Below are 26170 nucleotides of genomic sequence, written 5' to 3' on the forward strand. Positions count from 1 at the left end.
TTTGCAACTCCTTATAAAACTATGCCATTTTTTCTTAATCCATCGGCGAAACTCGCGACCACGCCGTGATACAAGTAGCCATTTCTATCGAAAATGACTTCTTTTATCTTATGCTCGTTTAGAATCTTCCCAAATTTTTCGCCTAATTTGTGGGAATCTTCTTTTGTATTTCCTAGCTTTTCCTTGCGACTATCAATGGCTGCGATTGTATGCCCTTTTGTATCGTCAATGGCTTGCGCGTAGAAATATTTATTTGAGCGAAATACGCTTATACGTGGCTTAATCTCACAGCCCTTTGCCTTTGCTTTTACTCTTGCTTTTCGCTTTAATCGCAATAATTTTTTATGCTCTAAAACTTTGCTTGTCATTGTTTTTCCTTTCAAAAATTATGGTTTTTAGAATCTAGATTCTATTTCTTAACTAAAAGGAGGCGGAAAGGGCTTTCAAGACCCCCTCCAAAAAGAAGTTACCTTCTTAGTAAGATACTAAATTTGCAACCAAAAATCACAAATTTTATGTATAATACTTTCGAAGGTTTTTTACTATGTTTTTTCATAGTAACCTCCTGTAGTTAAGAGTTTAGCCCCTACTCCCTTAGATTTTATCTAAAAGTTTCGGGGCTTTTTTTATTTATACACTTTCATATACAAATAAAATTTAATTTCAAAGAACATTTAGATTCTATAGAATCTCTTAGAAAAAATTTACTTTTGAAATTCTTTGTAAGAGATTCTATAATTTTAGAATCTAGATTCTATAATTTCGCTTTGCGAATGCCTAGTCGCCCACCCACCACCCTTTTTAAAAAGTGGTTAGAATCTAGATTCTATTTTTTACTTGTTTTACCTGCCTTGCGTAAGATTACTTCATCGCTGTATTTCACACCCTTGCCTTTATATGGCTCTGGCGGTCTAAACTCACGAATTATGGCGGCAATCTGCCCGATTTGCTGTTTATCACTTCCCTTTATCGTAATGGTATTTTTATCCACAGATATTTCTACACCTTGTGGAATATCATACTTTATAGGATGTGAGTAGCCAAGTGCCAACTCTAAAACCTTGCCACTTACACTCGCCTTGTAACCAACACCATTAATCTCTAAGCTCTTGCTAAATCCAGCACTTAAGCCCTGCACGATGTTATTAGCAAGCGCGCGATAAGTCCCCCAAAATGCGCGCGATTGCTTTTCATCATTTAGCAAACTAAAGCTTAGAATCTTGCCATCGATATTGATACCTACGCGATTGTGTGTATCAAGCGTTTTTGTTTCCTTTTTGCCTTTGAATGTAAGGACGCCATTTGCGTTGCTTACTTCAATATCTTGTGGAATGTTTATCGGCTTCTTCCCTATTCTTGACATTTTATTCTCCTCGAAATAGATTCGTCTTCCGTGTCGCAAAATACTAGAATCTGTTTTAACCTTTCATAATGTTTTATAGAATCTAGATTCTAAGACAATTTAGAATCCCTTAGAAAAAATTTTAACTAAATTCTTTATAAGAGATTCTATAATTTCGCTTCGCTCATAACCTAAAGCCCACCCACCACCCTTTTAAGGATAATGGATTGCTTCGCAAATTGCCTAGTCGCCCACCCACCACCCTTTTTAGATGATGGATTCCTTATTACCAAATACTACACAATGCTTCGCCGCCGACATTCGCCTTGTGCGCTTCATCATTGCTTATCACACCTTTATTAGTGCTAACGACAATGATTCCATAGCCATTTTTAAATCGCTTTAACTCACTACTACTTTTATACACGCGGCGTCCGGGCTTACTAATACGCGTGATTTCATTAATCACAGAATGCCCACGCTCATCATACATCAACTGCACTAAAATGCTTTGCTTTCCATCCTTATCATTGACCTTGTAGTCTTTGATAAAGCCGCGATTTTTGAAAACTTCCAAAATGCTAGCCACGATTTTAGCGTAATATAGCTCCGTGTTATCAAGTCGTCTCATAGCAGCATTTCTAATGCGAGTTAGAGAATCTGCAATAATATCATTTACCATATTTATCTCCTACCAGCTTGCTTTTCTTAGTCCAGGGATTAACCCTTCATTACCCATTTTCCTTAAGCATACTCTGCATAAAGAAAAGTCCCTATACACCGAGTGCGGTCGCCCACACACTTGGCATCTTGTATATGCTCTAACGCTAAATTTTGGCTTTCGTTTTGCCTTTGCTATCATTGATTTTTTCGCCATAGTTATCTCCCTTTTGAAAATGGCATTCCAAATAACTCAAGTAATTTGAATGCTTCTTTATCATCTTGCGTGCTTGTTACCATTGTGATATTCATACCATGCGTTACCATAATATCATCATATACAACTTCAGGGAACATCAATTGTTCGTTAAGCCCAAAGTTATAATTTCCCTTTCCATCAAAGCCATTTCGTGGCACACCGCGAAAGTCTTTCACACGCGACAGGGCAATCACAATTAGCTTTTCTAAAAAGTTATACATCATATTCCCACGCAACGTAACTTTCACACCCATAGGCATACCTTCGCGCATTTTAAAACCTGCCACGCTTTTTTTCGCCTTTGTAATAATCGCCTTTTGCCCGGCTATCAAACTAATCGTATCAGCGATATTTTGCATAATTTTGGCTTCCTTAGCATACTGCCCAGCGCCCACGCTAATCACAATCTTTTCTAGCTTTGGTAGCAACATAGGATTTTTGATATTTAGCTCTTTTGCTAACTGCTCCCTTATGCTACTTTTATATTTTTCTCTTAAAGCAAACATTATTTTCTCCTAAGCTTTCTTTACATTTGATACATGTATAGGCATTTCTTTAGCTACAAAGCCGCCTTTTTTATTATCATCAGTTGGCTTAATTGCCTTTTTTGCGATTTTGCAATCTTTGACAATTAATGTGTTTTCTTTTGGGAAAACAGCTAAGACTTCGCCGCTTTTACCCTTATCATTTCCCGCGATAATCGTAACTTTATCGCCTTTTTTAATCTTTATTTTATTTGCCATTTTTTTATCCTTTTTAGAATCTTTTTAGAATCTTAGAATCTAGATTCTATAAAACCTATAACACTTCCACTATAACACTTCCGGGGCAAGTGATACGATTTTCATAAAATTCGCATAACGCACTTCGCGGCTTACAGGACCAAAGATACGAGTGCCGATAGGCTCTTTTTTTGCATCCAAAAGCACAGCAGCATTATCATCAAATCGCACTAATGAGCCATTATCCCTTTGAATCTCTTTTTTGGTTCGCACGACAACAGCTTTCATAACCTGCCCTTTTTTGACCTTACCATTTGGTATAGCCTTTTTGACAGATACGACTATCACATCGCCCACACTTGCATAACGGCGATGGCTTCCGCCTAGCACCTTTATACACATCACTTCTTTTGCACCGCTATTATCAGCGACACTTAATCTTGTAAAACTCTGTATCATTCGCTAACTCCTACTTGCAATATTTCTTTTAGCTTAAAAGCCTTGCGTTTAGATATAGGGCGACACTCGATTGCTGAAATCACATCGCCTACCTTGCTTTTATTTTCTTCATCGTGGATAATATATTTTTTGAATCTTTTTACGATTTTTCTATATCTTGCATGCACGACTTTTCGCTCTACCAAAATCACAGCGCTTTTAGCCCCAGCAATGCTTACGACCTTGCCTTGTATTACCCTTTTATGTGTTTTTGCTTCGCTCATTGCTTATTCCTTACTTTTTCTCATTTTTTTGTGCGTTTGACTTCGCACTAATTGCCGTTTGGATTCTAGCTATGTCTTTTCTTGTTAAAGAAATCTCATGGCTTTTTGTAAGCTGCTGTGTTTTTAGCTTGATTCTCATTACAAATAGCTCATTTTTCTTTTCTTTAAGTAATGTGCGTAACTCCGCCAAGTCCTTATCTTTCAAATCAGTATATTTCATTTTCACTATCCTTTGTTACAATTTTTGTTCTAAAGGGCAGTTTGCTTTGAGCAAGAGCTAAGGCTTCCCTAGCAGTCGCTTCATCAATGCCTATCATTTCATAAATTATACGCCCAGGCTTAATATTCATAACCCACTTTTCCACGCCGCCTTTACCTTTACCCATACGCACTTCTAGCGGCTTATGTGTTAAAGGCTTATCAGGGAAAACGCGTATCCACACTTTACCAGCTCTTTTTACATGGCGAGTCATTGCAATCCTAGCAGATTCTATTTGTCTGCTATCAATCCTACCATGCTCAATTGCTTTTATACCTATATCGCCGAAAGCTAGGCTATTTCCACGAAAGGACTTTCCACGATTTCGCCCTTTCATCTGCTTTCTATATTTTGTCTTTTTTGGCATTAACATAGCTTATCTCCTTTTAGGCTTATTATTACGCCCATCTTTAGAATCTTCTTTTTCTACTTGGATACCTTTTTGCAAGATTTCGCCTTTGAATATCCACACTTTTACACCTATGATTCCATAAGTAGTCATCGCTTCCGCAAAGCCATAATCTATTTTTGCTCTTAATGTGTGAAGTGGCACGCGACCTTCCATATACCACTCAGTCCTAGCCATTTCAGCCCCGGCTAAGCGTCCGCTTACTTGCACTTTGATTCCTTTTGCGCCACTTTTTAGGGCGGCTTGCATTACCTTTTTCATAGCACGTCTAAAGGCGATTCTTTTTTCAAGTTGCAAGGCGACATTTTCAGCGGCAAGTTGCGCATTTGCTTGGAATCTTTTTGCTTCTTTAATATTTATTGAGACTTCTTTTTTCACAAGCTTGTAAAGGGTATCTTTGATTTTTTCAATATCAGCGCCTTTTTTACCGATGATTAGCCCGGGCTTTGCCGCTGTAACCGTGATTCTAAGTTTAGCAGCCATCCGCTCAATCACAATCTCACTCACACTCGCATAATACAATTCTTTCTTTAAAAACTTGCGAATGATATGGTCTTCGCCTATTCGCTCTGGTGTGCTTTGTGAATCTGGAAACCACCTACTAGCCCAATTTCTATTGATACCTAATCTTAGTCCTACAGGATTTACTTTTTGTCCCATTTTATTTCACCTTTTCTTTAGTTTTCATTTTGTTATCCTTTTTTTTAGAATCTTTAGAATCTTTTTTTGGTGCTTCTGCCACTTCTACATAAATGTGTGCCATAGGCTTTCTTATCGGTGTAGCACGTCCCCTTGCTCGCGGCATAAAACGTCTTAATACAGATGCCTTATCCACGCGACAAGATTCTACAATCACATTTGTGGCTTCATATCCACCATTTGCAATAGCACTAGCTAATGTCTTATATATCGCTTTTGCCGCTTTATTTGGTGTAAATTCTAAACTTGCAAGGGCTAGCTCGGCATTCATTCCTTGCACCTGCCTTGCAATTAGTCTTGCCTTAGTAGGACTAAGTCTAGCATATTTTAATATCGCCTTAGAGCCGCGAATATTTTTCTTATCACTCATTTTTTTTCCTTAATATTAGAATCTAGATTCTATAGAATCTATTTACCTATCTTTTTTTGCACAGAGCCTTTATGCCCTTTAAATGTGCGTGTAGGAGCAAACTCGCCTAGTTTATATCCCACGTGATTTTCCGTGATATACACAGGCACAAATGCGCGACCATTATGCACGCTAAATGTTAAGCCTATCATTTCAGGTAAAATCGTGCTACGTCTTGACCACGTTTTAATCGGCTTATTATCCTTTTTTGCCTTTGCTACTTCTACCTTTTTTTCAAGATATTTGTCTATAAATGGACCTTTTTTAACTGACCTTGCCATAACTTATCCTTTTATTTTTTACGTCTTGAGATTATTAGTCTATCACTTGCTTTTTTCTTTCTAGTTTTAAAGCCTTTAGCTGGTGTGCCCCATGGAGATACAGGATGACCGCTTGAGCCTGTTTTGCCCTCACCACCGCCGTGTGGGTGGTCTACCGGGTTCATAGCAGCGCCCCTTGTTTGTGGTCTTATACCACGATGGCGATTTCGCCCTGCCTTACCGATTTTAATGTTTATAAAATCTTCATTTCCTACACTTCCTATTGTCGCCATACATTCATCTAAGATATATCGCATTTCACCACTTGGGATTCTAAGAATGGTATATTTCCCCTCTCGTCCCATAATTTGCGCACTACTCCCTGCACTTCTAGCAATACTTCCACCAGCACCCGGGTGCATTTCTATATTATGAATTATTGTCCCGATAGGAATATTTTTTAGCTTCATTGCAAAGCCTACTTTTACATCCAAGCCACCCTCAGCAGAAATGATAGAATCTCCTACTTTAAGTCCGCTAGGCTGCAAGATATATCGCTTCTCACCATCTTTATAAAATATCAAAGCAATACGACAATTTCTATATGGGTCATACTCAATCGCGGCTACTTTTCCCTCAATATTAAACTTATTTCGTTTAAAGTCAATGATTCTATAAAGCTTTTTAGCCCCGCCCTCTTTATGTCGGCTAGTAATGCGACCATTATTATTTCGCCCACTTGTTACAGGTAATTTCACAAGCAAACCACGCACACTAGCTTTCGCGGTAATATCTTTTGAGCTAAGATTTGACATAAAACGCCTACTTGGCGTATATGGTTTATAAGTCTTAATTGCCATAATTTTCTCCTTTGATTACACCGATAAAGATTCTATATTCGCGCCCTCTGGCACTTTCACATAAAATTTCTTAGAATCATTTCTCTGCCCTACTCTGCCTTTGAATCTTTTTACCTTACCTTCGCTACGCAAAGAATTAATTTTCAAAGGAGTAAAGCCAAAATATTCCTTAAAAATTTCTTTAAGCTTATTTTTAGTTACCCTTGGAGAAGTAAGCACGACAATAACGCCCTTTTCTTGCAATCCTAGCGACTTTTCTGTATATAAAATCGTCTTTATATCTGTTATATCTGCCATTGTCTAACCTCTCTTTACAATTTCATCAAAGACATCTTTTTCAATCACAACGCTACGAAACGCCGCAACCAAATACGCATTTAGCTCACTGCTATCAGCCAAGTAGCAATTACCAAGATTGCGAAATGCCAAAAATGTCTTTTCATTACTTGCCTTAACGACAAATAAAGTGCTTTTTTGTTTCAAACTTTTAAACACATTATTTGCATCTTTTGTCTTGCCAGATTCTATATTTATAGAATCTACTACAAAAAGGCTATTAGATTCTGCTTTTTGTTTTAAGGCATACTCTAAGGCTAAACGTTTTTGCTTTTTATTGATTTTAATATCATAATTTCTATTATTGCTAGGACCATGAGCTACACCACCACCGACAAATACAGGAGATGTGATAGAGCCAGCGCGAGCCCTACCGCCGCCTTTTTGCGACCAAGGCTTTTTACCACCACCGCTTACATTTCCACGCGTTTTAGCTTGCGCGTTATTAGAACGAAATCCTGCCAAATACGACTTTACATACAAGTATAAATTATGCTCTTTTATCTCTGCATATCTAGCGGGAAGCTCGGTTTCACCGCTTTTTGCAAACTTATTATCTAATACAATCGCTTTCATTTCTAACCCTTATTTTTTAGTCTTATTTAGAATCTTAATCTTACCAAACGCACCATTGTAGCCAGGAATCGAACCTTTAACCACCAAAATGCCGGTATTTTTATCAAAACTTAGAATCTTGCTCTCAACACTTACAAGCTCATCGCCATAATGCCCTGCCATTTTTTTCCCGGGCTGAACGCGACCTGGCCACTCTCTATTACCGATTGACCCTAGTCGTCTATGGAATCTACTGCCGTGTGCGGCTGGACCACCTTGAAAATTCCACCTTTTTATCGCGCCACTAAAGCCACGACCCTTAGTCTTAAAGCTAGATTTTATAATGCGATTACTCTCAAGTAGGCTCGTATCAATATCGCCACTTTCAGTATTTGCCACATTTAAAGTCGCGAATTTATTAAATTCTTTGCTTAGATTATATTTTTTTTGATTACCAGCAATCGCCTTGTTTGTGCTTTTGCCCTTTGGATACGCGACAAGGGCGATATTTGCAGGAGTATTGCTCTTGCCATCGCTACTTTTAATGTGCAAGGCTTTGCCATTGCTGTTTTTTGCTTCACCCAAAATCGCGCACACTTTTGTATTTATCACTTTTAAAAGTGTCACAGCCATACTAGGCGTTGTTATAATTCTACTCATACCGACTTTCTGCACTATAAATTCCATTTTTCTTTTCCTTTTTATTTAGATTCTATAATTTTTTATAAATAGGGCGGTGGCTGGGCGATAGGATTCTAAAAATCTACCGACCACCGCAACTTATAGAATCTAGACTCTATATTTCAACATTTCACAATCTAGAATCTAGATTCTATCCACTCATTTAAAAGGGCGGTTAGGATTCTAAAAATCTACCAACCAACACACCGCATTTATAGAATCTTATTTTTAGATTCTATCCACTCACTTAAAAAGGGCGGCGGACGGACGATAGGATTCTAATATTTAAACTATCACCACAACCTTATAGAATCTTAATCTTAGATTCTATAGAATCATTTTAGAATCTAGATTCTATAAAAACTTAAATCCATAAAACTTAAATCTTTATAGAATCTAGATTCTAAGATTTAAACCCTTTTAGATTCTATAATCCTTAGAATCTTGTTTTAGATTCTATACCATTTTAGAATCTTAGATTCTATCCACTTCTAAAAATAGCGTGGCGGGTGGGCGATAGGATTCTAAAAATCTACCAACCACCGCAACTTATAGAATCTAGATTCTATCTTTCCCTAGCTTAAACCCTGTTTCTATTTTTTAATAGTTGGGGGGTTGTTCCCCCCTCCCTTGCGGAGGGGGGCTAGGGGGGTGGGTCACTGCGAGAAATTGCTTTAGCAATTTCGAAGCAATCCACAATCACTCAAAAGGGTGGTGGGTGGGCGATAGGATTTAAATCCTTATCATAACGCCACAACTTTATAGAATCTAGATTCTATAAAAACTTAAATCCATAAAACTTAAATCTTTATAGAATCTAGATTCTATGTTTTTTAGAATCTTAGATTCCAAAAACCCACATTTCAAAGAACAAACGCCCTACTTATCAAGCGACATAACTTCCACATCAACTTCAGGCGCCAAATCAAGCTTCATAAGGCTATCGACCGTCTCACCAGTCGCGGACATAATATCGATAATTCGCGCGTGAATGCGAATTTCAAACTGCTCACGCGAATCCTTATTAATATGTGGCGAACGTAGCACCGTATATCGCCGCTTTTTAGTCGGCAGCGGCACAGGACCGATAATCTCGCTACCTGTACGTTTCGCCGCATTCACAATCGCCACAATCGACCTATCAAGCACCCTGTGGTCATAAGCCTTAAGCTTCAATCGTATCCGTTGCATCCTTTTCCTTTTATGCGTTTAAATAATTTTTCAAAACTTAAATTGTAAAATCAATGTAAAGTAACGAAAAATAAAAGATGTAATCTTACAAAAAACAAACCCAAAAGTCAATAAAATTACCCAAACTAAACAACTTTTTTTAAACTTTTCCCCAAAACCCTTCCTTTATTCAAGGAACAAACTCCAAAAATCATCACAAACTAAATATTTAAACAAACAATATCAACAAAAATCTTAAATTTTACTTTTTATTTTTCCTCAAATCACGGAAAATGTGATAAATCGAAAGGCGTTTGTGACCGCGTGTCATCATAAAACTTTGCTCATAAAAAATGATAAATGTAAGGAGTGCGCCTGAAACTAGCGACGTGCTAACTGAAAGCATAATCGTAATATTATTAAAAAACGCAAGTAAATAGCCAAGCTGTTCGGGCTTATCGGCGTTTTGCGTAAAGGCTAGGATACTAAGAATGCTCTTGTAGCCATAACTGCCCGGAAACATCGGCAGAAGCGCAGGAAAAACGATTACTTCGGCTGGAACTTTATTCTTTTTAGCAAGGAGCATCGTGGTAAGCCCCATGCAGCAAGACGCGCAAAAACTCGCACCCGCAAGGCTAAAAATGGGCGAGTTCATAAGCAGGGAGCGGATAAAATAGCCAAGCCCAGCGATAAACACGATGGAGATAAACACGCGTTTTGGCGGATTAAACGCGTAGCTAAAGCCAAATCCAGCCACCATCGCAAAAATCGTGTTGATTAAAATATGCTCAATTGAGTTTGAGCTGAAAAAATCGGTGTAGAGAAATTCTAGCACTTTTGGGTAAGATTCTAAAAGATTAAATTCTAATAAGTCAAACATTTTTAGCCTTAGGTTATGAAAATAATATTTCAAAATTTACGTTAGATAAAAGTCTTCTGTGCTAGATTCTACAATATTTAATGTTAGAATCCTGTAAATGTTATTTAATTCTTAAAACAAAAAAAGGTCATCAGTTGAGTAGCAAATCTCTTAAACTATCTGCCAAAATTGCCCTTGTTTTTATTGTGATTTTGGCAATTTGTGCGATTTTTGCGCCCTTTATTTTAAGCTATAATCCAAATGAAATTAATCTAGATTCTAAGCTTTTGCCCCCTAGCATGACGCATATTTTAGGCACTGATTATCTTGGGCGCGATATTTTTACGCGGCTTATTTATGGTGCTAGAATCTCGCTAAGCGCGAGCTTTGCTACACTTGCATTGATTTTATTTTTTGGCATTGCGTTGGGTGGCGTGAGCGGCTTTGTGGGTGGGGCTTTGGATAGAATCTTAATGCGGCTTTGCGATGTGTTTTTGAGCTTTCCAACTATCATTTTGTCGCTATTTTTGGTAGCGATTTTGGGCGGCGGATTAGCAAATGTGATAGTCGCCATCGCCGCGACGCATTTTGCGTGGTATGCGCGTATCGTGCGCGCCATAATTTTTAGCGCCAAAAATAAAGAGTATGTCGCGCTATCCGCGGTCTATGGCTTGAATGCGGCTCAGAGTTTCAAGCGAAATATGCTGCCGCCTATCCTTCGTCAGTGCGCGACTTTGGCGATGCTTGACATCGGGCATATTATGCTGCATATTTCGGGCTTAAGCTTTGTTGGGCTGGGCGTGGCTGCGCCTACGGCGGAGTGGGGCATTATGATTGCCGATAGCAAGGATTATATTTGGAGTAATCCGTCTTTGATTTTGTATCCGGGTGCGGCGCTATTTATTTGCGTAGTGGCGTTTAATGTGCTAGGCGATGGGGTTAGGGAGTATTTTAGTGTAGGGTTAAAAAATTAAAGTATAATCTATGTATAAATTCTACCAAAAGGACAAAAATGTTTCAACGTTTCAGGCGATTAAGGCTAAATGAGGTTAGTAGGGATTTGGTGCGAGAAAATTTTCTTAGTGTGAGTGATTTTATTTATCCGCTTTTTATTGTCGAGGGTAAGGGCGTGAAAAACGAGATGACTTCGATGCCGGGTGTGTTTCAAATGAGTATTGATAATATTTTGAAAGAATGCGAGGAACTACTAAATCTTGGCATTAAAAGTGTGCTACTTTTTGGCATTATCCCAGATTCTAAAAAAGATGAGAAAGGCACTGCTGCGTGCAAAGCAGATTCTATCGTGGCAACTGCGGCAAAAGAAATAAAAAAACAACTCCCACAAATGCACATTGTAGCGGATGTATGCTTTTGCGAATACACTAGCCATGGGCATTGCGGCATTTTAGATTCTAAGGGGAATGTGGAAAATGATTTGACCTTAGAAATTTTGGCGGCTCAAAGCCTTGTGCTTGCACAGAGCGGCGTGGATATGCTAGCGCCTAGTTCTATGATGGATGGGCAGATTTTTGCGATGCGTCACGCGTTAGATAAGAATGGCTATTATAATCTGCCCATTATGAGCTATAGCACGAAGTTTGCGAGTAGTTTTTATGGTCCATTTCGCGAGGTGGCGCAAAGCACGCCCACTTTTGGCAATCGCAAGGGCTATCAGCAGGATGTTGCAAATCGCAGGGAGGCGATTTTGGAATCTTTAAGTGATGAAAAGCAGGGCGCGGATATTTTGATGGTGAAACCTGCTTTGGCGTTCCTTGACATCGTGCGTGACATTCGCGAAAGGACGCTGCTACCTTTGGCTGTGTATAATGTGAGTGGTGAATATGCTCTCTTAAAGGCAGGCGCGAAACTTGGCGTAATTGATTATGAAAAAGTGATGATAGAATCTTTACTAAGTATGAAACGCGCCGGTGCGGATATAATCATAAGCTATCATGCTAAAGAAGTGGCAAAGATTTTGAAATAAAAGCTCTATAAATTCTTGTTGTAGATTTGGTTTAGATTCTAAAATTACCACAAAAACTAAGCTTAATAATATTTCAAATATCAAAAATTAATACACAAAGGCTTTTATTTGGAAAATGTAGAATCTAGATTCTATTCAATCTTGTCCTTGATTACTTCGTAGATTAGGTCGTTTTTAGAATCTATATTCATAAAATCATTATTTATTTGCACTGAGTTTGAATTTGGCAGAATTGCTAGAATCTTGCCCGGATGCGTTTTATCATCTCGTCTATAAAACATTTCTTTAAACTTATCAAGGCGGATTTTGATATTGCCAAAGCTAGGGTCAGCCAAATTGATAAACTCGCCGCTAATGCCCTTATACACGCTAAAATGCTCAATATCACGCACATTTATATACACAATCACAGGGGCTTTTAGCTTTTTCAAAGTGTCTAAATCAAGCCCTAGTCCTATCGCCTTAAAGCCCTTGCTCTCCGCAAAATGCGACAAATCAAGGAATGATAAATCTAGCGTCTTTCTAAGATTCTCATCCTTTGCAAGTTCCTCTTGCTTTTGCGTGTCAATTCCCTTACTTTGTAGCACAGATTCTAAAATCTCTTTCTCACTTACCTCCACATTATAATAATAAGTCAAAATAGTCGATAAAGACGCACTCCCGCAGCTATAATCAAACTGCTGACGCGTCAGGTTATCATTGCGAATTTCACTCCAAGATTTCACATTTTTATCTATACTTATAGAATCATTATTGATATGGATTTGCCCTTGAATTTGGGCTAGTGAAAGAAATAAAATAAGGATGTATTTTTTCATAACCTGCCTTTTAACATCTAGGTTTTATTAAATCTACTTAAGGCGTGGAGCAGCTTATAAGGCTACCCCCTCTTTTAAAGCTACCTTTTGAGTAAAATACTAAATTTGCAACCAAATATTACAAATTTTATGTATAATACTTTGTTGGAGCTTCTGTTACTATGTTTATTTTTCATAGTAACCTCCTTAATATGTAGAGTTTGCCCCTACACCCCAAAGATTCTATAGAATCTAAAAAGGTTTCGGGGCTTTTTTATTATACAAATTTTCTTTTAAAATCATTAAATACTAATAATTAGCAAATTATAAGATTCTATAAATATTTTATTTTATCTATTCCCACCCAAACCACCCTTAAGGTTGGAAAATATTTTTAGAATCTAGATTCTATATTTTGCTTCGCACATTACCTAGTCGCCACCCACCAGCCTTTTTTAAGTGTGTAAAATCTAGATTCTATATGATATAGACATATTTACACTTGCCATTGTGTATTCGCTTGTATTTTTATATTCGGCGTCCATAAAAAATATTAGCTTTGCTTTTATTTCATAAGCTAAGCCAAAGATATATGATAGCGATGAGCCTTGCGGGCTTACTACTGCGTTATTTAGATAATCTTTTGTTTTATACTGATATTTCACACCAAAATTAAGCGAAACATAAGGATTTACCGCGAAATATATCATAGGGCTAAGGCTAAAAATCTCTGCATTATCAATACTTAAATTATCCATTTTCTTATACAAATTAAACCTAAAGCTACCCTGCAAAAGCAGCACAATAGGGTCAATGGTATAAAATGTAGTCGCAAAAATGCTAAAGCCTTTGAAATACTCCACACTACTTTGCGTATCGCTAAATCGCGTCCTATCAAGTAAATCTGTGCTAGCTCCTACGAATATAGCAGGAGCTTTTCCCTCTTTTTTAGCCTGCACTAGCACACCTAGATTCCATACGCCAAAGTCCCCGCGACTTTGCGTTAGTGTAGCCCCGTTATTAAAAGCGATATTATTTTGCCAAAAGGCAGATAATGCGCTAAATAGCTCGACTCGCTTATACACACCATAGCGAAATTGAAAGGAGAAGTTTAGATAATCTTGATTGATATTCGCACTAGAAATGACAGGGATTTGTATGCTACCACTACCATTTGGTAATTCTGTAGGGATATTGCTTAAGCCTTGCTGCTTTTGATTGATATTTGCATAAGATATAGTGGCTAAAATCTTAAATTGTTGTCTTTGTGTGAATATCTCATCTACGCTTACAGGTTTAGAATCTAATAATGAAATTGTAAAAAATAAAAGTAATAAAAAGATTCTATACATAATATTCCTAATCTTTATCTATCTACAAAATTTACAAACAAGCTGAGGCCTAAATAACGGAGATAATACCTGAGAAATCCAAACTGAAAGCCCAAACCAAAACTCGCCTTTAGTCTCACCTAGCTCTTGCTCACCCAAAAGAATAATATTTTTAGAATCTATGTTATGAAAGAGAAAATTTACATCTTGTTGCTCTATTGTCTTATTAGTGGATAAAGAAGATTCTATAGAATCTAATTGCGTTTTGGCAAACATTGCATTTATACCTAAAGTCGTAGTTACTAACATAATACTTAAAAGTTTTTTCATCAGTGATTCCTTAAAATTATTGTCGTATTATAAGCCTTTGCATTGCAAAAAGCAATAACAAAAACCTAGATTCTATAAATTAGCTTAGAATCTTATATCCCTTTTACGCCTAATTCTAGCATTACACTATATGAGTTAGCCGCTGGATAAGAATTACCATTTGCTACTTCAGTTTTGTTTAGTCCATAATACCTACCGATAGCTTTTAGATAAAAGGCGTAATCTTCAGTCATTCTAACATCAAAGCCTATACTTGCTTGGATTCTGTGATTGTAGCCTGTTAGAAATAAATTATCTCCACCGCTAGTAAATTTATACCCACCTGCAAATATCCATCCATATCGTAAGTTATAATCAATGGCAAAGTTTGAATTAAGTGGCACACGACCATCTAGCTCCACACCTGTGTAAAATAAATCACGATTTAGACTACCTTTATTATCAATAACATCCGCACCAATTTGAGCCTTTACAAAAAGTGGAGCATTTTTAGACGCCACATTAAAACCTATGCTAGGGAGCAATTCATAAGCAATATACCCACTATTTTGTGCAATACCATTCAAAGATGCACCGCTAACATTAAGCATACCACCACCAGCTAATACTTCAGCACTAAGTGCTAATCTACCATAATATACACTTTGAGCAGATGCTTTAATATAGCCACCATACGCACTACCATTAGCATCATTATTCCCACCAAAACCGCTATAAATCCCACCGATACCCACTTCGCCTGTATGGCATCCATTTTTGTAACAAAACGCATTTGCACTAACACTTAAAGCTGAAATTAAAACAACGCTTAAACCAATTTTTTTTACTATGCTTAACATAATACTCTCCTTTTTTTAAATATTTAAAGTTATTGTGGTATAAATCTTACCACCAGCCTTCACTCTTACCTAATTTATAAATCTCAATCCCTAATGTAATACTACCAAAAATAAACTCAAGCCAAAATTCGCCCCTAGTATCATCTAGCTCTTCATTGCTTAACACAGCCACCTTGCTAGTATCCACACCATTAAAAAGAAAATCCACATCGGCTTGTTGCACTTGTGCTACATTCGCATTCGTTATTGCATTTGTTTGCACTTTTGCAGATAAGCTACTTAAGCCCAAAACCGCTACCAACATAATAATATTAATCAACTTTTTCATACTACACTCCTTTTACCAATTAAGACCAGCATTTATGATACCGCCAATTCCTGCTATTACTAGAAATGCAAGACCCCAAAACTCACCCTTAGTTTCTCCTAGCTCTTGTTCGTTTAACACGGCAACTTTGCTAGTTTCCACATTATCAAACAAGAAATTTGCATCTGCTTGTTGTATTTTACTTGTGCTAATCTTTGATTCTATAGAATCTACATTAGCTTTAGCGGATAATCCGCTTACACTCAAAACTGACGCCAACAATACTGAAGAAATCAACTTTTTCATGATTAATCCTTTTAGAATAAAATTTCACTTAAGTAAGAATACTTAGTGTTACTAAAATAATAATATAAAATTTATAATTTGTCAATAAAATTACTAAAAAGTTACATATTTTTTACTAAAAATTATATATATGATAACTAAAAAGATATAAAATTATAGAATATAAAAGTATAGAAATGTTAAAGTTATTTTACATTTTGCTCAAAACGTAAACTTTTTTTAACATTTCTTAAGATAGAATCTAAAATAATAACTAACAAAGCCTAGATTCTAAGAAAATATAGAATCTAGATTCAATAAATAATAGATTCCATAGCTTATAAGAGAAATTAAAGCTAAGATTAAAAATGCAATAATACCACTAATTTCCTTTTTAAAGTTATTAAATCTTATAGTTTTAAAAAATAAATAACATATATACACACTAGCAATAAAAAATAAAAATCCCAAACTATATAATAAAAATTCACTTTTTACACAATAATATAAAACCAATAAAGCAAAAAAAGAAATATGTAAAATGGATAGAGTTATAAACTCAATCTTGCTTAAAGATTTAATCTTAGATATAACAAGTCCGTAAATGTTACCAAAGACAAGAAATATAAATAATTTGTAAAAAAATACAATCTTTTCCATTTTTCCACCACAAAACTACATCTAAGATTTAAAATCCCCTTAGGGTATTATACCATAATGCTCCAGAATAAGTATTACTATTTGGTCCGGGTGCATTAAGCATTAGTGCATTAGTAAATAAAGTTGAAAAAATAAGATAAGGCCACACATTCCCTATGCTTTCCATCATTTCTTGCTCACTTAATATGGCAACTTTACTAGTTTCCACATTATTAAACAAGAAATTTGCATCGCTTTGCTCTATCTTAGCTGTATTAGATTGCATAGAATCTACATTAGCTTTAGCAGATAATCCGCTTACACTCAAAACTGAAGCCAAAACCACTGAAGTTGCGATTTTTTTCATAACATTCTCCTTAAAATGAAATTAATACTCACTAAAAATTTTAGTGATATTCACACTATACCACATTTAACCTTAAATCAACTTTAAATTTAAGAATAAATCTTATTTATTTATATAAATAATTTAGATTCTCAAAACTTAATTTTTTTAACATTTTGTCAGAGAAATTGAAGCTAGATTCTAAGAAATTATAGAATCTTGAAAATACGAATTATATAGAATTAATACATCTTTAAAATCCTGTCGCGCCTATTTCCAACATCACACTATATGCGTTGGTAGCTGGATATGAAATATCTACATTGTTTAATGTAGCCACATCCGAAGCCTTTAAAGAATAAAACTTACCGAGCACTTTTACATAATATGACATGTGTTCGCTTAACTTAGATGAAAAACCTAAGTGAGCGTGTATGCCATAGTTATATCTATTTTCTATAATAGAATTAACACTTGCCCCACCTTTAAATGTATAGCCTTCACCCACTATATATGTATATCCACCACCATATAACACATAAGATTGATTACCGCCAATTGGTATTTTACCCTGAATATCCCCACCTAAATGATAAAGAGTCCTATCAAAACCACTACTTAAAAATTTCTCCACTCTAAGCAATGGACTTATAAAAAGTGGGGCATTATCAGTCAAGATATTTACGCCAAACTTAAGATTACCCTCTAGATTCAAAAAAGCGGCGTGTGGTTTAAAACGAGATAAAGTATCCCCTTTTAAATCCCTTACCCCACCAGCTATCAAGCCATCTATACTAGCTAAAAATCTATACGCAAGAATAGATTCATACCCTAAATGCAAATATCCACCATATCCACTAGCACTAGCTTGTGCGTTATCGCCTAGATTTGTATAAATCGCACCTATACCGATATATCCATCATGGCAAAGACTACCTATACAAAAAGCATTCGCTGAAGCACTCAAAGTAAGGGCAAGGCTTACTGAAAGAAAAGACTTTTTTACTAAGGTGTTCATTCATCCTCCTTATATTTTATTTGAGTAAATCACCAAACAAATCGCCCAAATAATTACCTAACTCTTTAGCAGCGGGCTTTAAAATCTCTAAAAACAATGTCCCCCAAAATTCACCCTTAGTCTCCGCTAACTCTTGCTCGTTTAATACTGCTACATCGCTTACACTTGCATTATTAAACAAAAAGTTTGCATCTGCTTGTTGTATTTTACTTGTGCTAATCTTTGATTCTATAGAATCTACATTAGCTTTAGCAGACATTCCACTTAAACCTAAAACTGAAGCCAAAACTACTGAAGTTACGATTTTTTTCATAACATTATCATTTAAAATAAAATTTCACTTAAGTAAATACTTAGTGTTATTGAAATACTAACTTAAAAATTACAACTTGTCAATAAAATTAGCAAAATTTTATATTGTTTTATTAAAAATTATATTTATAATAACTAAAAAACTATAAAGTTATATAATCTAAAAGTATAGAAATGTTAAAATTATTTTACATTTTGAGTAAAACGTAAACTTTTTTTAACATTTCTTAAGATAGAATCTAAAATAATAACTAACAAAGCCTAGATTCTAAGAAATTATAGAATCTAAATTCAATAAATAATAAACTCCATAGCTTACAAGGGAGATTAGAGCGAGAGTGATTAGTATGATTAAGCCTAAAAGTTCGTTCTTTGCATTGTTTTTCATCGCTTTAATGGATATGTATATAATCCCTACACCACTTATAAATATAGCAACAATTAAAAGCCAAGATATACTAAATTTTGCTTAGATTCTATATTATGAAGATTCAAAATCTTAGAATCTAAATTGCCAGATTCTAAACCAAAAAAGAAAAAACTAGCCACGCCAAAATAAAGATTTTACTTGCAAAATCTTTATTTCTAGTCCTTAGACTTTTTTTGGGTAATCATTTACTTTATAATCAAGAGTTATGAGTCATAAAGAATATAGGCAATCATTAAAATTTTTGGGTTTTCAATATTCTAATAAAGTAGCAAGTATGTCTTGCGGGGTCCGTGAACGCCAAAGACGGTTTGTAGCTCGATGTCGGCGGTGCGCGATGGTCCTGCTACAAATATAATATTGCTAGGCAAGATGTTTTCTTTTAATGGGTTAGAATCTACATTAGAACCAAGAGTAGAAGCCCTATTAGAATCATTAGAATTAACGACAGAACCAAAAGTAGAGCCACCTTTAGAATCATCATTAGAATCTACATTAGAACCAAGAGTAGAAACCCTATTAGAATCATTAGAATTAGTGTTAGAATCAAGAGCAGAAGCCCTATTAGAATCTTTAGAATCTACCCCAGCCAAAGCACCAAAAGCAGAGCCACTAGAGCTAGATTCTAAACTAGAAGAAGTAACACCAAGAGCCTTAGAATCTAAGCTATTTTTATACGCCAAAGTTTTCTCACTCACGCTAAAGTCGCGTAGTTTGCCACTTTCACGCCCACCACGTTCATAGGCTTTAATAAGCTCGATTCCAGCAAACATGTGTTCTACCACATTATTTTTATCCAAAAGATAAATGCACGTATTCGTAATTAAAGAAGACAAACGCGGTGCGTGCGGATTAGCACTTAAGCCTATCACGCCGATATTTGCCACGCCACAGCGCGCCTGCACAATTGATGTATCCACGCCAAAAAACTCCTCACGCCTAGAATCAATAATATCCACATAAGGAATAAACTCCGCACCCTTAAACGCGCTAGTATCCGCAGCAATATCAGTGTTATAAAGCACCTTTTTTGCACCCTCTTCGCTTAAGATTCTATTAATCTCATCGCTTAATTTATCGCGACTCGTTTCAACCACAATGCTTTTATTATTGCTATGATTAATGATAAATTCTTGCAATACGTCATGGCTTAACTTCATCGCACCCTTATAATGCGGCTCGTAATTTGGTATATTTGGATTGTAATCAATGGAGCTTTTCAAGCGATTTAGGATAAAATCACGTGCGTTTTTTTCTTGCCCGCTTAAATCACGCTCTGGGGGGAAATTCTTGCCACTAGATTCTAAAATGCGAGATTCGCTCGCATTAAACTCAGCCCCTTCAGCCCTTTGCACCGCATTTTCTAAAACATTACTCATAAATCACCCCTTGCATTTTTGATACTTGTGAGTGGAAATATCCTTTTATTTCTGGGAATTCCCTATATTTTGTCCAATTTTTTAGCCCCGGAATGATGCTATGAAAGAATTTTCCAAGCGGTCCAAAAATGCTTACCATAAGCAGGGCAAATCGCCATTTTTTCGGGCTTGTCGCCGCCACAGCAAATTGCTGCATTTGGAAAATCTCGCTAGGATTTTTAGTGCTACCATCATTTCCTACGATATTTTTACGCCCTTCACCCACACGCTCACTACGCAAATCGCGAATTAGCTCAGCTAATGGAATCTTCACCGGACACATCTCGCTACATCGCCCACATAGTGAGCATAAATCAAGCATCGGCGAACATTTATTAATACCATAAATCTGCGGGGTAATCACCTCCCCGATAGGTCCTGGATACGCACTAAGATACGCATGTCCGCCGATTTTATCATACACAGGGCAGTGATTTAGACATGTCCCACAGCGGATACAGCTCATAGCACGATAATAATGCGGGTCTTTTAGCATATTTGAGCGGTTATTATCAAGTAAAATTATGTGTGCCTCACGCGGTCCATCCTTTTCTCCAGCCTGACGCGGCGAAGTAATAATATTATTGTAGCAAGTAACAGGCGCACCCGTTGCGGATGGGATAAGCAAGGCATTCAAAGTCGCAGCGTCCTCAAAAGATTCTATAACCTTTTCAATACCACAAATGGCAACGTGAATATCAGGCGCTGCCGTGCTCATCCGCCCATTTCCCTCGTTCTCCAAAAGCCAAATCGCGCCCTCATTTGCAATGGCGAAATTCACACCACTTAAGCCCATTCTAAAGGTCTCAAACTCTTTTCGCATATACGTTCTAGCAATCGCATTTAGCTTTTCAGGCTCACTTTCAAGCGGCGCATTTAGCTTTTCATGGAAAATCTCGCCGATTTGAAAGCGATTTTTATGAATCGCCGGCGTAACGATATGCACAGGCGCCTCATCTAGTAGCTGGATAATTACCTCGCCTAAGTCCGTCTCTAAGGCTTGCATACCCTTTTCAGCCAAGAAGTGATTGAAGTGGATTTCCTCACTTGCCATTGACTTGCCTTTTAGAATCTTAGTGACTTTTTTCTCAAGCATAAGGTTGTAAATGATTTCATTTGCCTCATTTCCATCCTTTGCCCAGTGAATCTTAAAGCCATTTTTAGTCGCATTTGCCTCAAATCGCTCTAAAAGTTGTGGCAGTTGTCGCAGGTTTTTTTGCTTAATTTCTTTGCCTTTTTCTCTTAACGCTTCCCAGTCATAAAAGCGTGTGCCAACAAGGTTTTTACGATTATTTTTTAGCGTATCCATTGCGTTTTTTAGATTAACGCGAAGTTGTTTATCGCTTAGATTGCCATCGATTGCAGTGTGGTATTTTTGCTTTAATTCGCTTAAGCTAGTGGGACTTTCAGCACTCATTTTAAACTCCTTAAATTAAGAAATTCTTTCACATTTTTAGATTCTATTTTGGGTTAGAATCTAAATTAGATTCTATAAAAACGTTTTTGCGAATGCGAAATCTGCTTTTGCTTTCACATTTAAACGCTTTTAGAATCTAGTTTCTATTTTACCAGAATCTAGATTCTTTATAGAATCTAAAATCTTTTATCTAGATTCTATTTTAACTCATCGTTTGGTTGTGGATGATTTTTAATCCTAAAGCCCACCCACCACCCTTTTTGAATGAATAATGAGTAAATAGAATCTAAATTAGATTCCGTAATTCTATCATTTTTAGAATCTAAATTCTATCTTTTGTTACTTTCTTGCCTATTTTATAAACGCAACATTACCAAATGAAACATTTTGAAACAGATTCTATGCTTGATTTAAATCTAGATTCTGTATTGTATAAATTTAATATCTCCTTATTAATGTAATAACTTGGATAATAACATTTCTTGTTTGGTAACTAAATCGATTGCTATATTGTCATCTTTATGATTTGGTGGTAATATCTTTATAGCCTTTTAGGTGCTTTGCAATTAGTATAGAGTGCAGAAACTAATTTAATTTTTAATGAAAGCTTTATGCTTTAAAATAAGAAAAACTTTGCATATGATGCAAAGTAAATTGCATATATTTTCTCAAAATAGTTGAATTGAGCTACACCTATTTTACCGCAGCCAAAGCCTTTTCGTAATTTGGCTCATTTGTGATTTCATCACAGATTTCCTCATATACGATTTTGCCCTCTGGATTTACCACGATTACAGCGCGAGTTAGCAAGCCTTTTAGCGGACTATCTTCCAAAAGCAAACCATACTTTTTACCGAAATCTTTCTCGCGAAAATCACTCAAAACCACCACATTATCAATCCCCTCAGCCCCACACCATCGACCCAACGCAAAGGGCAAATCCACGCTAACGCAATACACATTCGCATTTGGCAGGCTCGCAGCCTTCTTGTTAAAACTGCGCGTTTGATTTTGACACACGCCCGTATCAATGCTAGGCATAACGCTAATAATCTGCCATTTGCCACTCGCTCCACCGATTGTAACCTCGCCTAAATCCTTGCCAACAAGCGTGACCTGTGGCGCACTCGCACCCACACCCAAAGTCTTACCATACAAACTAACCTTATTTCCTTTAAAAGTAGCCATTTTTTTCTCCTAAAATTTTGTATATAAGCTCAAAGTTTAGCATAAAAAATAAAATTTATTATTTATAAAAACTAATAAAATTTAATATAAGATTCTAAAAAGATTCTAAAAAGTGAGTGAAAAATGAGTAATGTGACGGGTGGGGTGGTTTTTATGCTGTTGTCTGCGTTTAGTTTCGCGGCGATGAATGGCTTTGCAAGGCTGCTTGCAAATCATGGAATGCCATCTATGGAAAATGTATTTTTTCGCTCATTTGTTATGGTTTTAATTATTTTGGCTATTTATTGTTATAACTTTTTGCATGATAAAGTTATGAAAAATAAAGCTTTTAAAATTTCTAAAAAGGATTTAATGGAAACTAATTTGCAAGATTCTAAGAAAAATATAGAATCTAATCCAACAGATTCTATAAAAAACACGGATTCTATAAAAAATATAGAATCTAACCTATCGCCCACCCACCACCCTATTAATGATATAGAATCTAATTTGCAAGATTCTAATCACAAAATAGAATCTATCAAAAAAGATTCTATAAATTCGCTAGATTCTAAAGGAGTTATAGAATCTAATATTGCTTCGCAATTACCCACCCCCCTAACCCCCCCAAATATTGATATAAAGCAGGGAGGGGGGGACAACCTTGCCAAAGATTCCATAAAAACAAATTTGCAAGATTCTAAAGAAGTTATAGAATCTAATCCAACAGATTCTATAAAAAATACAGAATCTAACACGCAGGATTTTATAAAAGTAGATTCTAACAAACAAGATTCTAAAGAAATTACAGAATCTAAAAATAAAAATATGGATTGCCACGATTTTGCTTTCGCAAAATCTCGCAATGACGATAAACAAGCTATAGAATCTAAAAATATAGATGTTTCGCGTTCGCTCAACATGACGGATGATAAAGATTCTAAGGAGAATATAGAATCTAATTTGCAAGATTCTATAAAAACAGATTCTATAAATACACAATCTTTAGAATCTAATTTACAAAATATGCAAAAAATAAATTCGCAAGATTCTAATAACAAAATAGAATCTAACAAAAAAGATTCTATAAATTCGACAGATTCTAATTTGCAAGATTCTAAAGAAGTTATAGAATCTAATATTGCTTCGCAATTACCCACCCCCCTAACCCCCCCAAATATTGATATAAAGCAGGGAGGGGGGAATATCCTTGCCAAAGATTCTAAGGAAAATATAGAATCTAGTTCGCAAGATTCTAAAAACATAGAATCTAGCCTATCGCCCGCCCGCCGCCCTATCGTTAATAACAAACCCAAAAAACCCTACAAAAAAGGGGGCGCTTGGAAACTCACAATTCGCGTTGTAATGGGCGGCTTATCAATGCTCGCACTTTTTTACAACATTAGCACCATTCCGCTTGGCACGGCGACCACTTTTACGATGAGCGCGCCACTTTATGTCGTGCTACTAGGCGCGATATTTTTAAAAGAGCGATTGACACCCGCCATAATCATCGCCACAATCGTAGGCTTCATCGGCATTTTGCTAATTAGCAACCCCACATTTAGCGGCATTTCGCTAGTCAATGTCGCCGTTGGAATCTTCGGCGGCTTTAGCATGGCAGTCGCATTCATCACGCTGAAGGGCTTAAAAGAATACTTTAGCGCGATGTTTATCATACTCTCATTTGGCGTGGGTAACGCAATCTTGGGCGTTTTGGGGATGTTTATACCAGTGGAAGGTGTTGGCGGCTTTGTCACGCCAAATTTTCGCGACTGGATATTCGTGTTAGCAATGGGCGTGGCTGGCACGCTAGGACAGCACTTTTTAACCAAATCCTACTTGTCAGCCCCCGCAGGAATCGTAGCGCCGATTGACTACACACGCATAATTTTTAGCGTATTTTTTGGCGTTTTGCTAGGCGACTCGCTCCCAAATTTAATGACAACAAGCGGCATTTTTTTAATCATATTTTCTGGCATTCTAATCGTCTTGCCATCACTGCTTGATGATTTAAGCAGGTTAAGAAAGAAAAGGCGAAAAATCTAAATTTTAAACCATTGTGGTTTATCAATTTTGATAGTTTCTATGATTTTAATTATGTCTTTTGCATTATACTCGCTGTCCTCAGTTATAGATTCCATAATTTCTTCGTAATATTCAATCGCTTCTTGCAAATGCTTAGAATCTAATCCTGCAAAGTAAAATGCGACCTCAAACATATCTAAAATCTCTAACTCCAACTCGCGAATTTCCTCTAATAATTGCTCTTTTTCACTCATTTTTTCTCCTTTAAAGATATTTAAGCAAAATCTCCCTTAAATGCTCTGGAATCTTGCTTGGCTTTTTTGTTTTTAAGTCAATATATGCCAAATTTATGGTGGCACAAAAGCTTAAAATAGGGCTTTCAATTTTATTTTTTGCATTTATAGAATCTATTTTAAAAATCTCTTGACGCACATTTAGGCTAGTGTGTTTAAGCTCCAAAACCTTGCTTTTAACCTCGTATTTATCAGCAAACTGCAGCGGATAAAAAAACTTAGAATCAACACTTCGCACGACAAATCCACGCGACTCTTCGCTACTAATCTCATGCGGAAAAATGCCATTTTCAAAGAAAATATAGCTCCTAGCGCGCTCACAAAATGTGATGTAATTGCTATGATAGACGATTCCACCGCAGTCTGTGTCATCGTAAAAGACGTAGTTTGTCATTTTTTCTCCTTTTTGGCTATTGTAGATTCTATAATTTTTAAGGTTTAAAATTCTAGATACTATAATCTTATAATTTTTAAAATTCACATTTAGATTCTATAGTTTTAATCTTAATTTTTGACTTTCCTTTTTGTTTCTTAGAATCTTTTTGGCTTTTTGTAGTTTTTAGATTCTATATTTTATAACTTTTTGTTTTTTAAATTCCATATTTTTATAGAATCTTTTTAGTTTTTAAATTCTAGATTCTATAATTTTATATTATAATACTTTTGAATTTTATAACTTACCACTTTAGCCGATTATCGCTAATCTCAAATCGCACATACGCATTTTTTGGATAATAATACATTTTTATATTTTCTAGCTCGTAAATGTGCGGATTTACAAGGCTAATAATTTGCAAAATCGAATCTAGCCCTGTAACTTGGCATGTGTAAAGCCACGCATTCCCACTTTTGCTACACTCGCGATAGAAAATCACGCTTTTATTTTGAACTTGTTGCATTGAATCTTGATTTATAGAATCTTGCAAATTAGATTCTAAGCTCAAAGTTTCAAAATGTCCAACTTTTGAATAACATCCACTTAAGAATATCATAATAAATATTAAAAAATATTTCATTATTTTGACCTTAG

At 36.1% G+C, this 26170-nt stretch carries 37 protein-coding genes and 2 pseudogenes; 4 read left to right on the top strand and 35 right to left on the bottom strand.

The window, feature by feature from the left end:
* Positions 1-11 precede the first annotated feature (11 nt).
* From rplR to rplC, 17 genes are all read right to left on the bottom strand, one after another.
* On the bottom strand, positions 12-368 hold the full coding sequence (gene rplR / locus LS64_RS08005; protein WP_034572316.1) for a 50S ribosomal protein L18: 357 nt from the start codon (positions 366-368) through the stop codon (positions 12-14).
* A gap of 458 nt (positions 369-826) precedes the next feature.
* The gene (gene rplF, locus LS64_RS08010) at positions 827-1363 is read right to left on the bottom strand and encodes a 50S ribosomal protein L6 (RefSeq protein WP_034572319.1); all 537 of its coding nucleotides are present in this window, start codon (positions 1361-1363) and stop codon (positions 827-829) included.
* 265 nt (positions 1364-1628) lie between these two features.
* Positions 1629-2024: a 30S ribosomal protein S8 gene (gene rpsH / locus LS64_RS08015; RefSeq protein WP_034572323.1), complete on the bottom strand. Its 396-nt coding sequence runs from the start codon at positions 2022-2024 to the stop codon at positions 1629-1631.
* 9 nt (positions 2025-2033) lie between these two features.
* Positions 2034-2219, bottom strand: coding sequence for a type Z 30S ribosomal protein S14 (locus LS64_RS08020; RefSeq protein ID WP_034572326.1), 186 nt, complete (start codon positions 2217-2219; stop codon positions 2034-2036).
* A gap of 2 nt (positions 2220-2221) precedes the next feature.
* Positions 2222-2767: a 50S ribosomal protein L5 gene (gene rplE, locus LS64_RS08025; protein WP_034572329.1), complete on the bottom strand. Its 546-nt coding sequence runs from the start codon at positions 2765-2767 to the stop codon at positions 2222-2224.
* A 9-nt stretch (positions 2768-2776) separates the two neighbouring features.
* Positions 2777-3004 carry a 50S ribosomal protein L24 gene (gene rplX, locus LS64_RS08030; RefSeq protein ID WP_034572331.1) on the bottom strand — a complete coding sequence of 76 codons (228 nt, stop codon included), beginning with the start codon at positions 3002-3004 and terminating at the stop codon, positions 2777-2779.
* A gap of 69 nt (positions 3005-3073) precedes the next feature.
* Positions 3074-3442, bottom strand: coding sequence for a 50S ribosomal protein L14 (rplN, locus tag LS64_RS08035; protein ID WP_034572334.1), 369 nt, complete (start codon positions 3440-3442; stop codon positions 3074-3076).
* Positions 3439-3705, bottom strand: a complete 267-nt coding sequence (rpsQ, locus tag LS64_RS08040; protein ID WP_034572337.1) for a 30S ribosomal protein S17 — start codon at positions 3703-3705, stop codon at positions 3439-3441. Before rpsQ ends, rplN begins: the two co-directional genes overlap by 4 nt.
* Before the next feature lie 10 nt (positions 3706-3715).
* Positions 3716-3925 (bottom strand): 50S ribosomal protein L29, encoded by a 210-nt coding sequence (gene rpmC, locus LS64_RS08045; RefSeq protein WP_034572339.1) that lies wholly within the window; start codon positions 3923-3925, stop codon positions 3716-3718.
* Positions 3912-4337, bottom strand: coding sequence for a 50S ribosomal protein L16 (gene rplP / locus LS64_RS08050; RefSeq protein WP_034572342.1), 426 nt, complete (start codon positions 4335-4337; stop codon positions 3912-3914). The genes rpmC and rplP overlap by 14 nt, the downstream gene beginning before the upstream one ends.
* A 3-nt stretch (positions 4338-4340) precedes the next feature.
* Positions 4341-5033, bottom strand: a complete 693-nt coding sequence (rpsC, locus tag LS64_RS08055; RefSeq protein ID WP_034572344.1) for a 30S ribosomal protein S3 — start codon at positions 5031-5033, stop codon at positions 4341-4343.
* Position 5034: 1 nt separating this feature from the next.
* Positions 5035-5442, bottom strand: a complete 408-nt coding sequence (rplV, locus tag LS64_RS08060; protein WP_034572347.1) for a 50S ribosomal protein L22 — start codon at positions 5440-5442, stop codon at positions 5035-5037.
* Positions 5443-5480: 38 nt separating this feature from the next.
* On the bottom strand, positions 5481-5762 hold the full coding sequence (gene rpsS, locus LS64_RS08065) for a 30S ribosomal protein S19 (RefSeq protein WP_034572350.1): 282 nt from the start codon (positions 5760-5762) through the stop codon (positions 5481-5483).
* An 11-nt stretch (positions 5763-5773) separates the two neighbouring features.
* A complete protein-coding gene (gene rplB, locus LS64_RS08070; RefSeq protein ID WP_034572353.1) occupies positions 5774-6601 on the bottom strand; it encodes a 50S ribosomal protein L2 in 828 nt (275 codons plus the stop codon).
* A gap of 15 nt (positions 6602-6616) precedes the next feature.
* On the bottom strand, positions 6617-6898 hold the full coding sequence (locus tag LS64_RS08075; protein WP_034572356.1) for a 50S ribosomal protein L23: 282 nt from the start codon (positions 6896-6898) through the stop codon (positions 6617-6619).
* Between the two features lie 3 nt (positions 6899-6901).
* Positions 6902-7513 (bottom strand): 50S ribosomal protein L4, encoded by a 612-nt coding sequence (gene rplD, locus LS64_RS08080; protein ID WP_034572360.1) that lies wholly within the window; start codon positions 7511-7513, stop codon positions 6902-6904.
* Between the two features lie 9 nt (positions 7514-7522).
* Entirely contained in the window at positions 7523-8179 is a 657-nt protein-coding gene (gene rplC, locus LS64_RS08085) for a 50S ribosomal protein L3 (RefSeq protein ID WP_034572362.1), read from the bottom strand.
* A gap of 601 nt (positions 8180-8780) precedes the next feature.
* On the opposite strand from rplC, the gene LS64_RS13660 reads away from it, so the two are divergent.
* Complete coding sequence (locus LS64_RS13660) at positions 8781-8909, top strand: hypothetical protein (protein WP_272916592.1); 129 nt, start codon at positions 8781-8783, stop codon at positions 8907-8909.
* A gap of 143 nt (positions 8910-9052) precedes the next feature.
* Here the strand turns inward: LS64_RS13660 and rpsJ are convergent, their stop codons facing one another.
* A complete protein-coding gene (gene rpsJ, locus LS64_RS08090) occupies positions 9053-9364 on the bottom strand; it encodes a 30S ribosomal protein S10 (RefSeq protein WP_034569830.1) in 312 nt (103 codons plus the stop codon).
* Positions 9365-9605: 241 nt separating this feature from the next.
* On the bottom strand, positions 9606-10223 hold the full coding sequence (locus tag LS64_RS08095; RefSeq protein WP_052062316.1) for a threonine/serine exporter family protein: 618 nt from the start codon (positions 10221-10223) through the stop codon (positions 9606-9608).
* A 134-nt stretch (positions 10224-10357) separates the two neighbouring features.
* On the opposite strand from LS64_RS08095, the gene nikC reads away from it, so the two are divergent.
* Both nikC and hemB read left to right on the top strand, forming a co-directional pair.
* The gene (gene nikC / locus LS64_RS08100; RefSeq protein WP_034569833.1) at positions 10358-11176 is read left to right on the top strand and encodes a nickel ABC transporter permease subunit NikC; all 819 of its coding nucleotides are present in this window, start codon (positions 10358-10360) and stop codon (positions 11174-11176) included.
* A gap of 38 nt (positions 11177-11214) precedes the next feature.
* Positions 11215-12186 (top strand): porphobilinogen synthase, encoded by a 972-nt coding sequence (gene hemB / locus LS64_RS08105; protein WP_034569836.1) that lies wholly within the window; start codon positions 11215-11217, stop codon positions 12184-12186.
* 131 nt (positions 12187-12317) lie between these two features.
* On the opposite strand, the gene LS64_RS08110 is transcribed toward hemB, so the two are convergent.
* The 13 genes and pseudogenes from LS64_RS08110 to tpx all read right to left on the bottom strand — a co-directional run bounded on the left by LS64_RS08110 (position 12318) and on the right by tpx (position 22840).
* The gene (locus LS64_RS08110; RefSeq protein WP_034569839.1) at positions 12318-13004 is read right to left on the bottom strand and encodes a C39 family peptidase; all 687 of its coding nucleotides are present in this window, start codon (positions 13002-13004) and stop codon (positions 12318-12320) included.
* Positions 13005-13453: 449 nt separating this feature from the next.
* Complete coding sequence (locus tag LS64_RS08115) at positions 13454-14335, bottom strand: hypothetical protein (protein WP_034569842.1); 882 nt, start codon at positions 14333-14335, stop codon at positions 13454-13456.
* A gap of 18 nt (positions 14336-14353) precedes the next feature.
* A complete protein-coding gene (locus tag LS64_RS08120; RefSeq protein WP_034569845.1) occupies positions 14354-14644 on the bottom strand; it encodes a hypothetical protein in 291 nt (96 codons plus the stop codon).
* Between the two features lie 92 nt (positions 14645-14736).
* Complete coding sequence (locus LS64_RS08125; RefSeq protein WP_034569090.1) at positions 14737-15483, bottom strand: hypothetical protein; 747 nt, start codon at positions 15481-15483, stop codon at positions 14737-14739.
* Between the two features lie 46 nt (positions 15484-15529).
* Entirely contained in the window at positions 15530-15811 is a 282-nt protein-coding gene (locus LS64_RS08130; protein ID WP_034569093.1) for a hypothetical protein, read from the bottom strand.
* Positions 15812-15823: 12 nt separating this feature from the next.
* A complete protein-coding gene (locus LS64_RS08135) occupies positions 15824-16096 on the bottom strand; it encodes a hypothetical protein (RefSeq protein WP_034573704.1) in 273 nt (90 codons plus the stop codon).
* Positions 16097-16763: 667 nt separating this feature from the next.
* The gene (locus LS64_RS08140; RefSeq protein WP_034569257.1) at positions 16764-17081 is read right to left on the bottom strand and encodes a hypothetical protein; all 318 of its coding nucleotides are present in this window, start codon (positions 17079-17081) and stop codon (positions 16764-16766) included.
* Positions 17082-17313: 232 nt separating this feature from the next.
* On the bottom strand, positions 17314-18078 hold the full coding sequence (locus tag LS64_RS08145) for a hypothetical protein (RefSeq protein WP_034569254.1): 765 nt from the start codon (positions 18076-18078) through the stop codon (positions 17314-17316).
* Positions 18079-18094: 16 nt separating this feature from the next.
* The gene (locus LS64_RS08150) at positions 18095-18391 is read right to left on the bottom strand and encodes a hypothetical protein (protein ID WP_138127303.1); all 297 of its coding nucleotides are present in this window, start codon (positions 18389-18391) and stop codon (positions 18095-18097) included.
* Between the two features lie 686 nt (positions 18392-19077).
* Positions 19078-19191, bottom strand: a pseudogene (locus LS64_RS13300) (LUD domain-containing protein); the annotation flags it as partial.
* Between the two features lie 381 nt (positions 19192-19572).
* Positions 19573-20196 (bottom strand): annotated as a pseudogene (locus LS64_RS13820) (LUD domain-containing protein); the annotation flags it as partial.
* The gene (locus LS64_RS08160; protein WP_034569695.1) at positions 20189-21652 is read right to left on the bottom strand and encodes a LutB/LldF family L-lactate oxidation iron-sulfur protein; all 1464 of its coding nucleotides are present in this window, start codon (positions 21650-21652) and stop codon (positions 20189-20191) included. The gene LS64_RS08160 and the pseudogene LS64_RS13820, both read right to left, overlap by 8 nt.
* 693 nt (positions 21653-22345) lie before the next feature.
* Positions 22346-22840: a thiol peroxidase gene (gene tpx / locus LS64_RS08165; protein ID WP_034569693.1), complete on the bottom strand. Its 495-nt coding sequence runs from the start codon at positions 22838-22840 to the stop codon at positions 22346-22348.
* 123 nt (positions 22841-22963) lie between these two features.
* Here tpx and LS64_RS08170 point away from each other — a divergent pair, with 123 nt between their 5' ends.
* Positions 22964-24868, top strand: coding sequence for a DMT family transporter (locus LS64_RS08170; protein WP_118949409.1), 1905 nt, complete (start codon positions 22964-22966; stop codon positions 24866-24868).
* Here LS64_RS08170 and LS64_RS08175 read toward each other — a convergent pair.
* From LS64_RS08175 to LS64_RS08185, 3 genes are all read right to left on the bottom strand, one after another.
* Positions 24865-25101 (bottom strand): hypothetical protein, encoded by a 237-nt coding sequence (locus LS64_RS08175; protein ID WP_034572728.1) that lies wholly within the window; start codon positions 25099-25101, stop codon positions 24865-24867. The two genes, LS64_RS08170 and LS64_RS08175, sit on opposite strands and share 4 nt — an antisense overlap.
* Before the next feature lie 10 nt (positions 25102-25111).
* Complete coding sequence (locus LS64_RS08180; RefSeq protein ID WP_034572725.1) at positions 25112-25534, bottom strand: acyl-CoA thioesterase; 423 nt, start codon at positions 25532-25534, stop codon at positions 25112-25114.
* A 283-nt stretch (positions 25535-25817) separates the two neighbouring features.
* Positions 25818-26156, bottom strand: coding sequence for a hypothetical protein (locus tag LS64_RS08185; RefSeq protein ID WP_034572722.1), 339 nt, complete (start codon positions 26154-26156; stop codon positions 25818-25820).
* Between the last annotated feature and the right edge of the window lie 14 nt (positions 26157-26170).

Origin of the sequence: Helicobacter saguini, from assembly GCF_000762875.2 — a bacterium.
Lineage (GTDB): Bacteria > Campylobacterota > Campylobacteria > Campylobacterales > Helicobacteraceae > Helicobacter_A > Helicobacter_A saguini.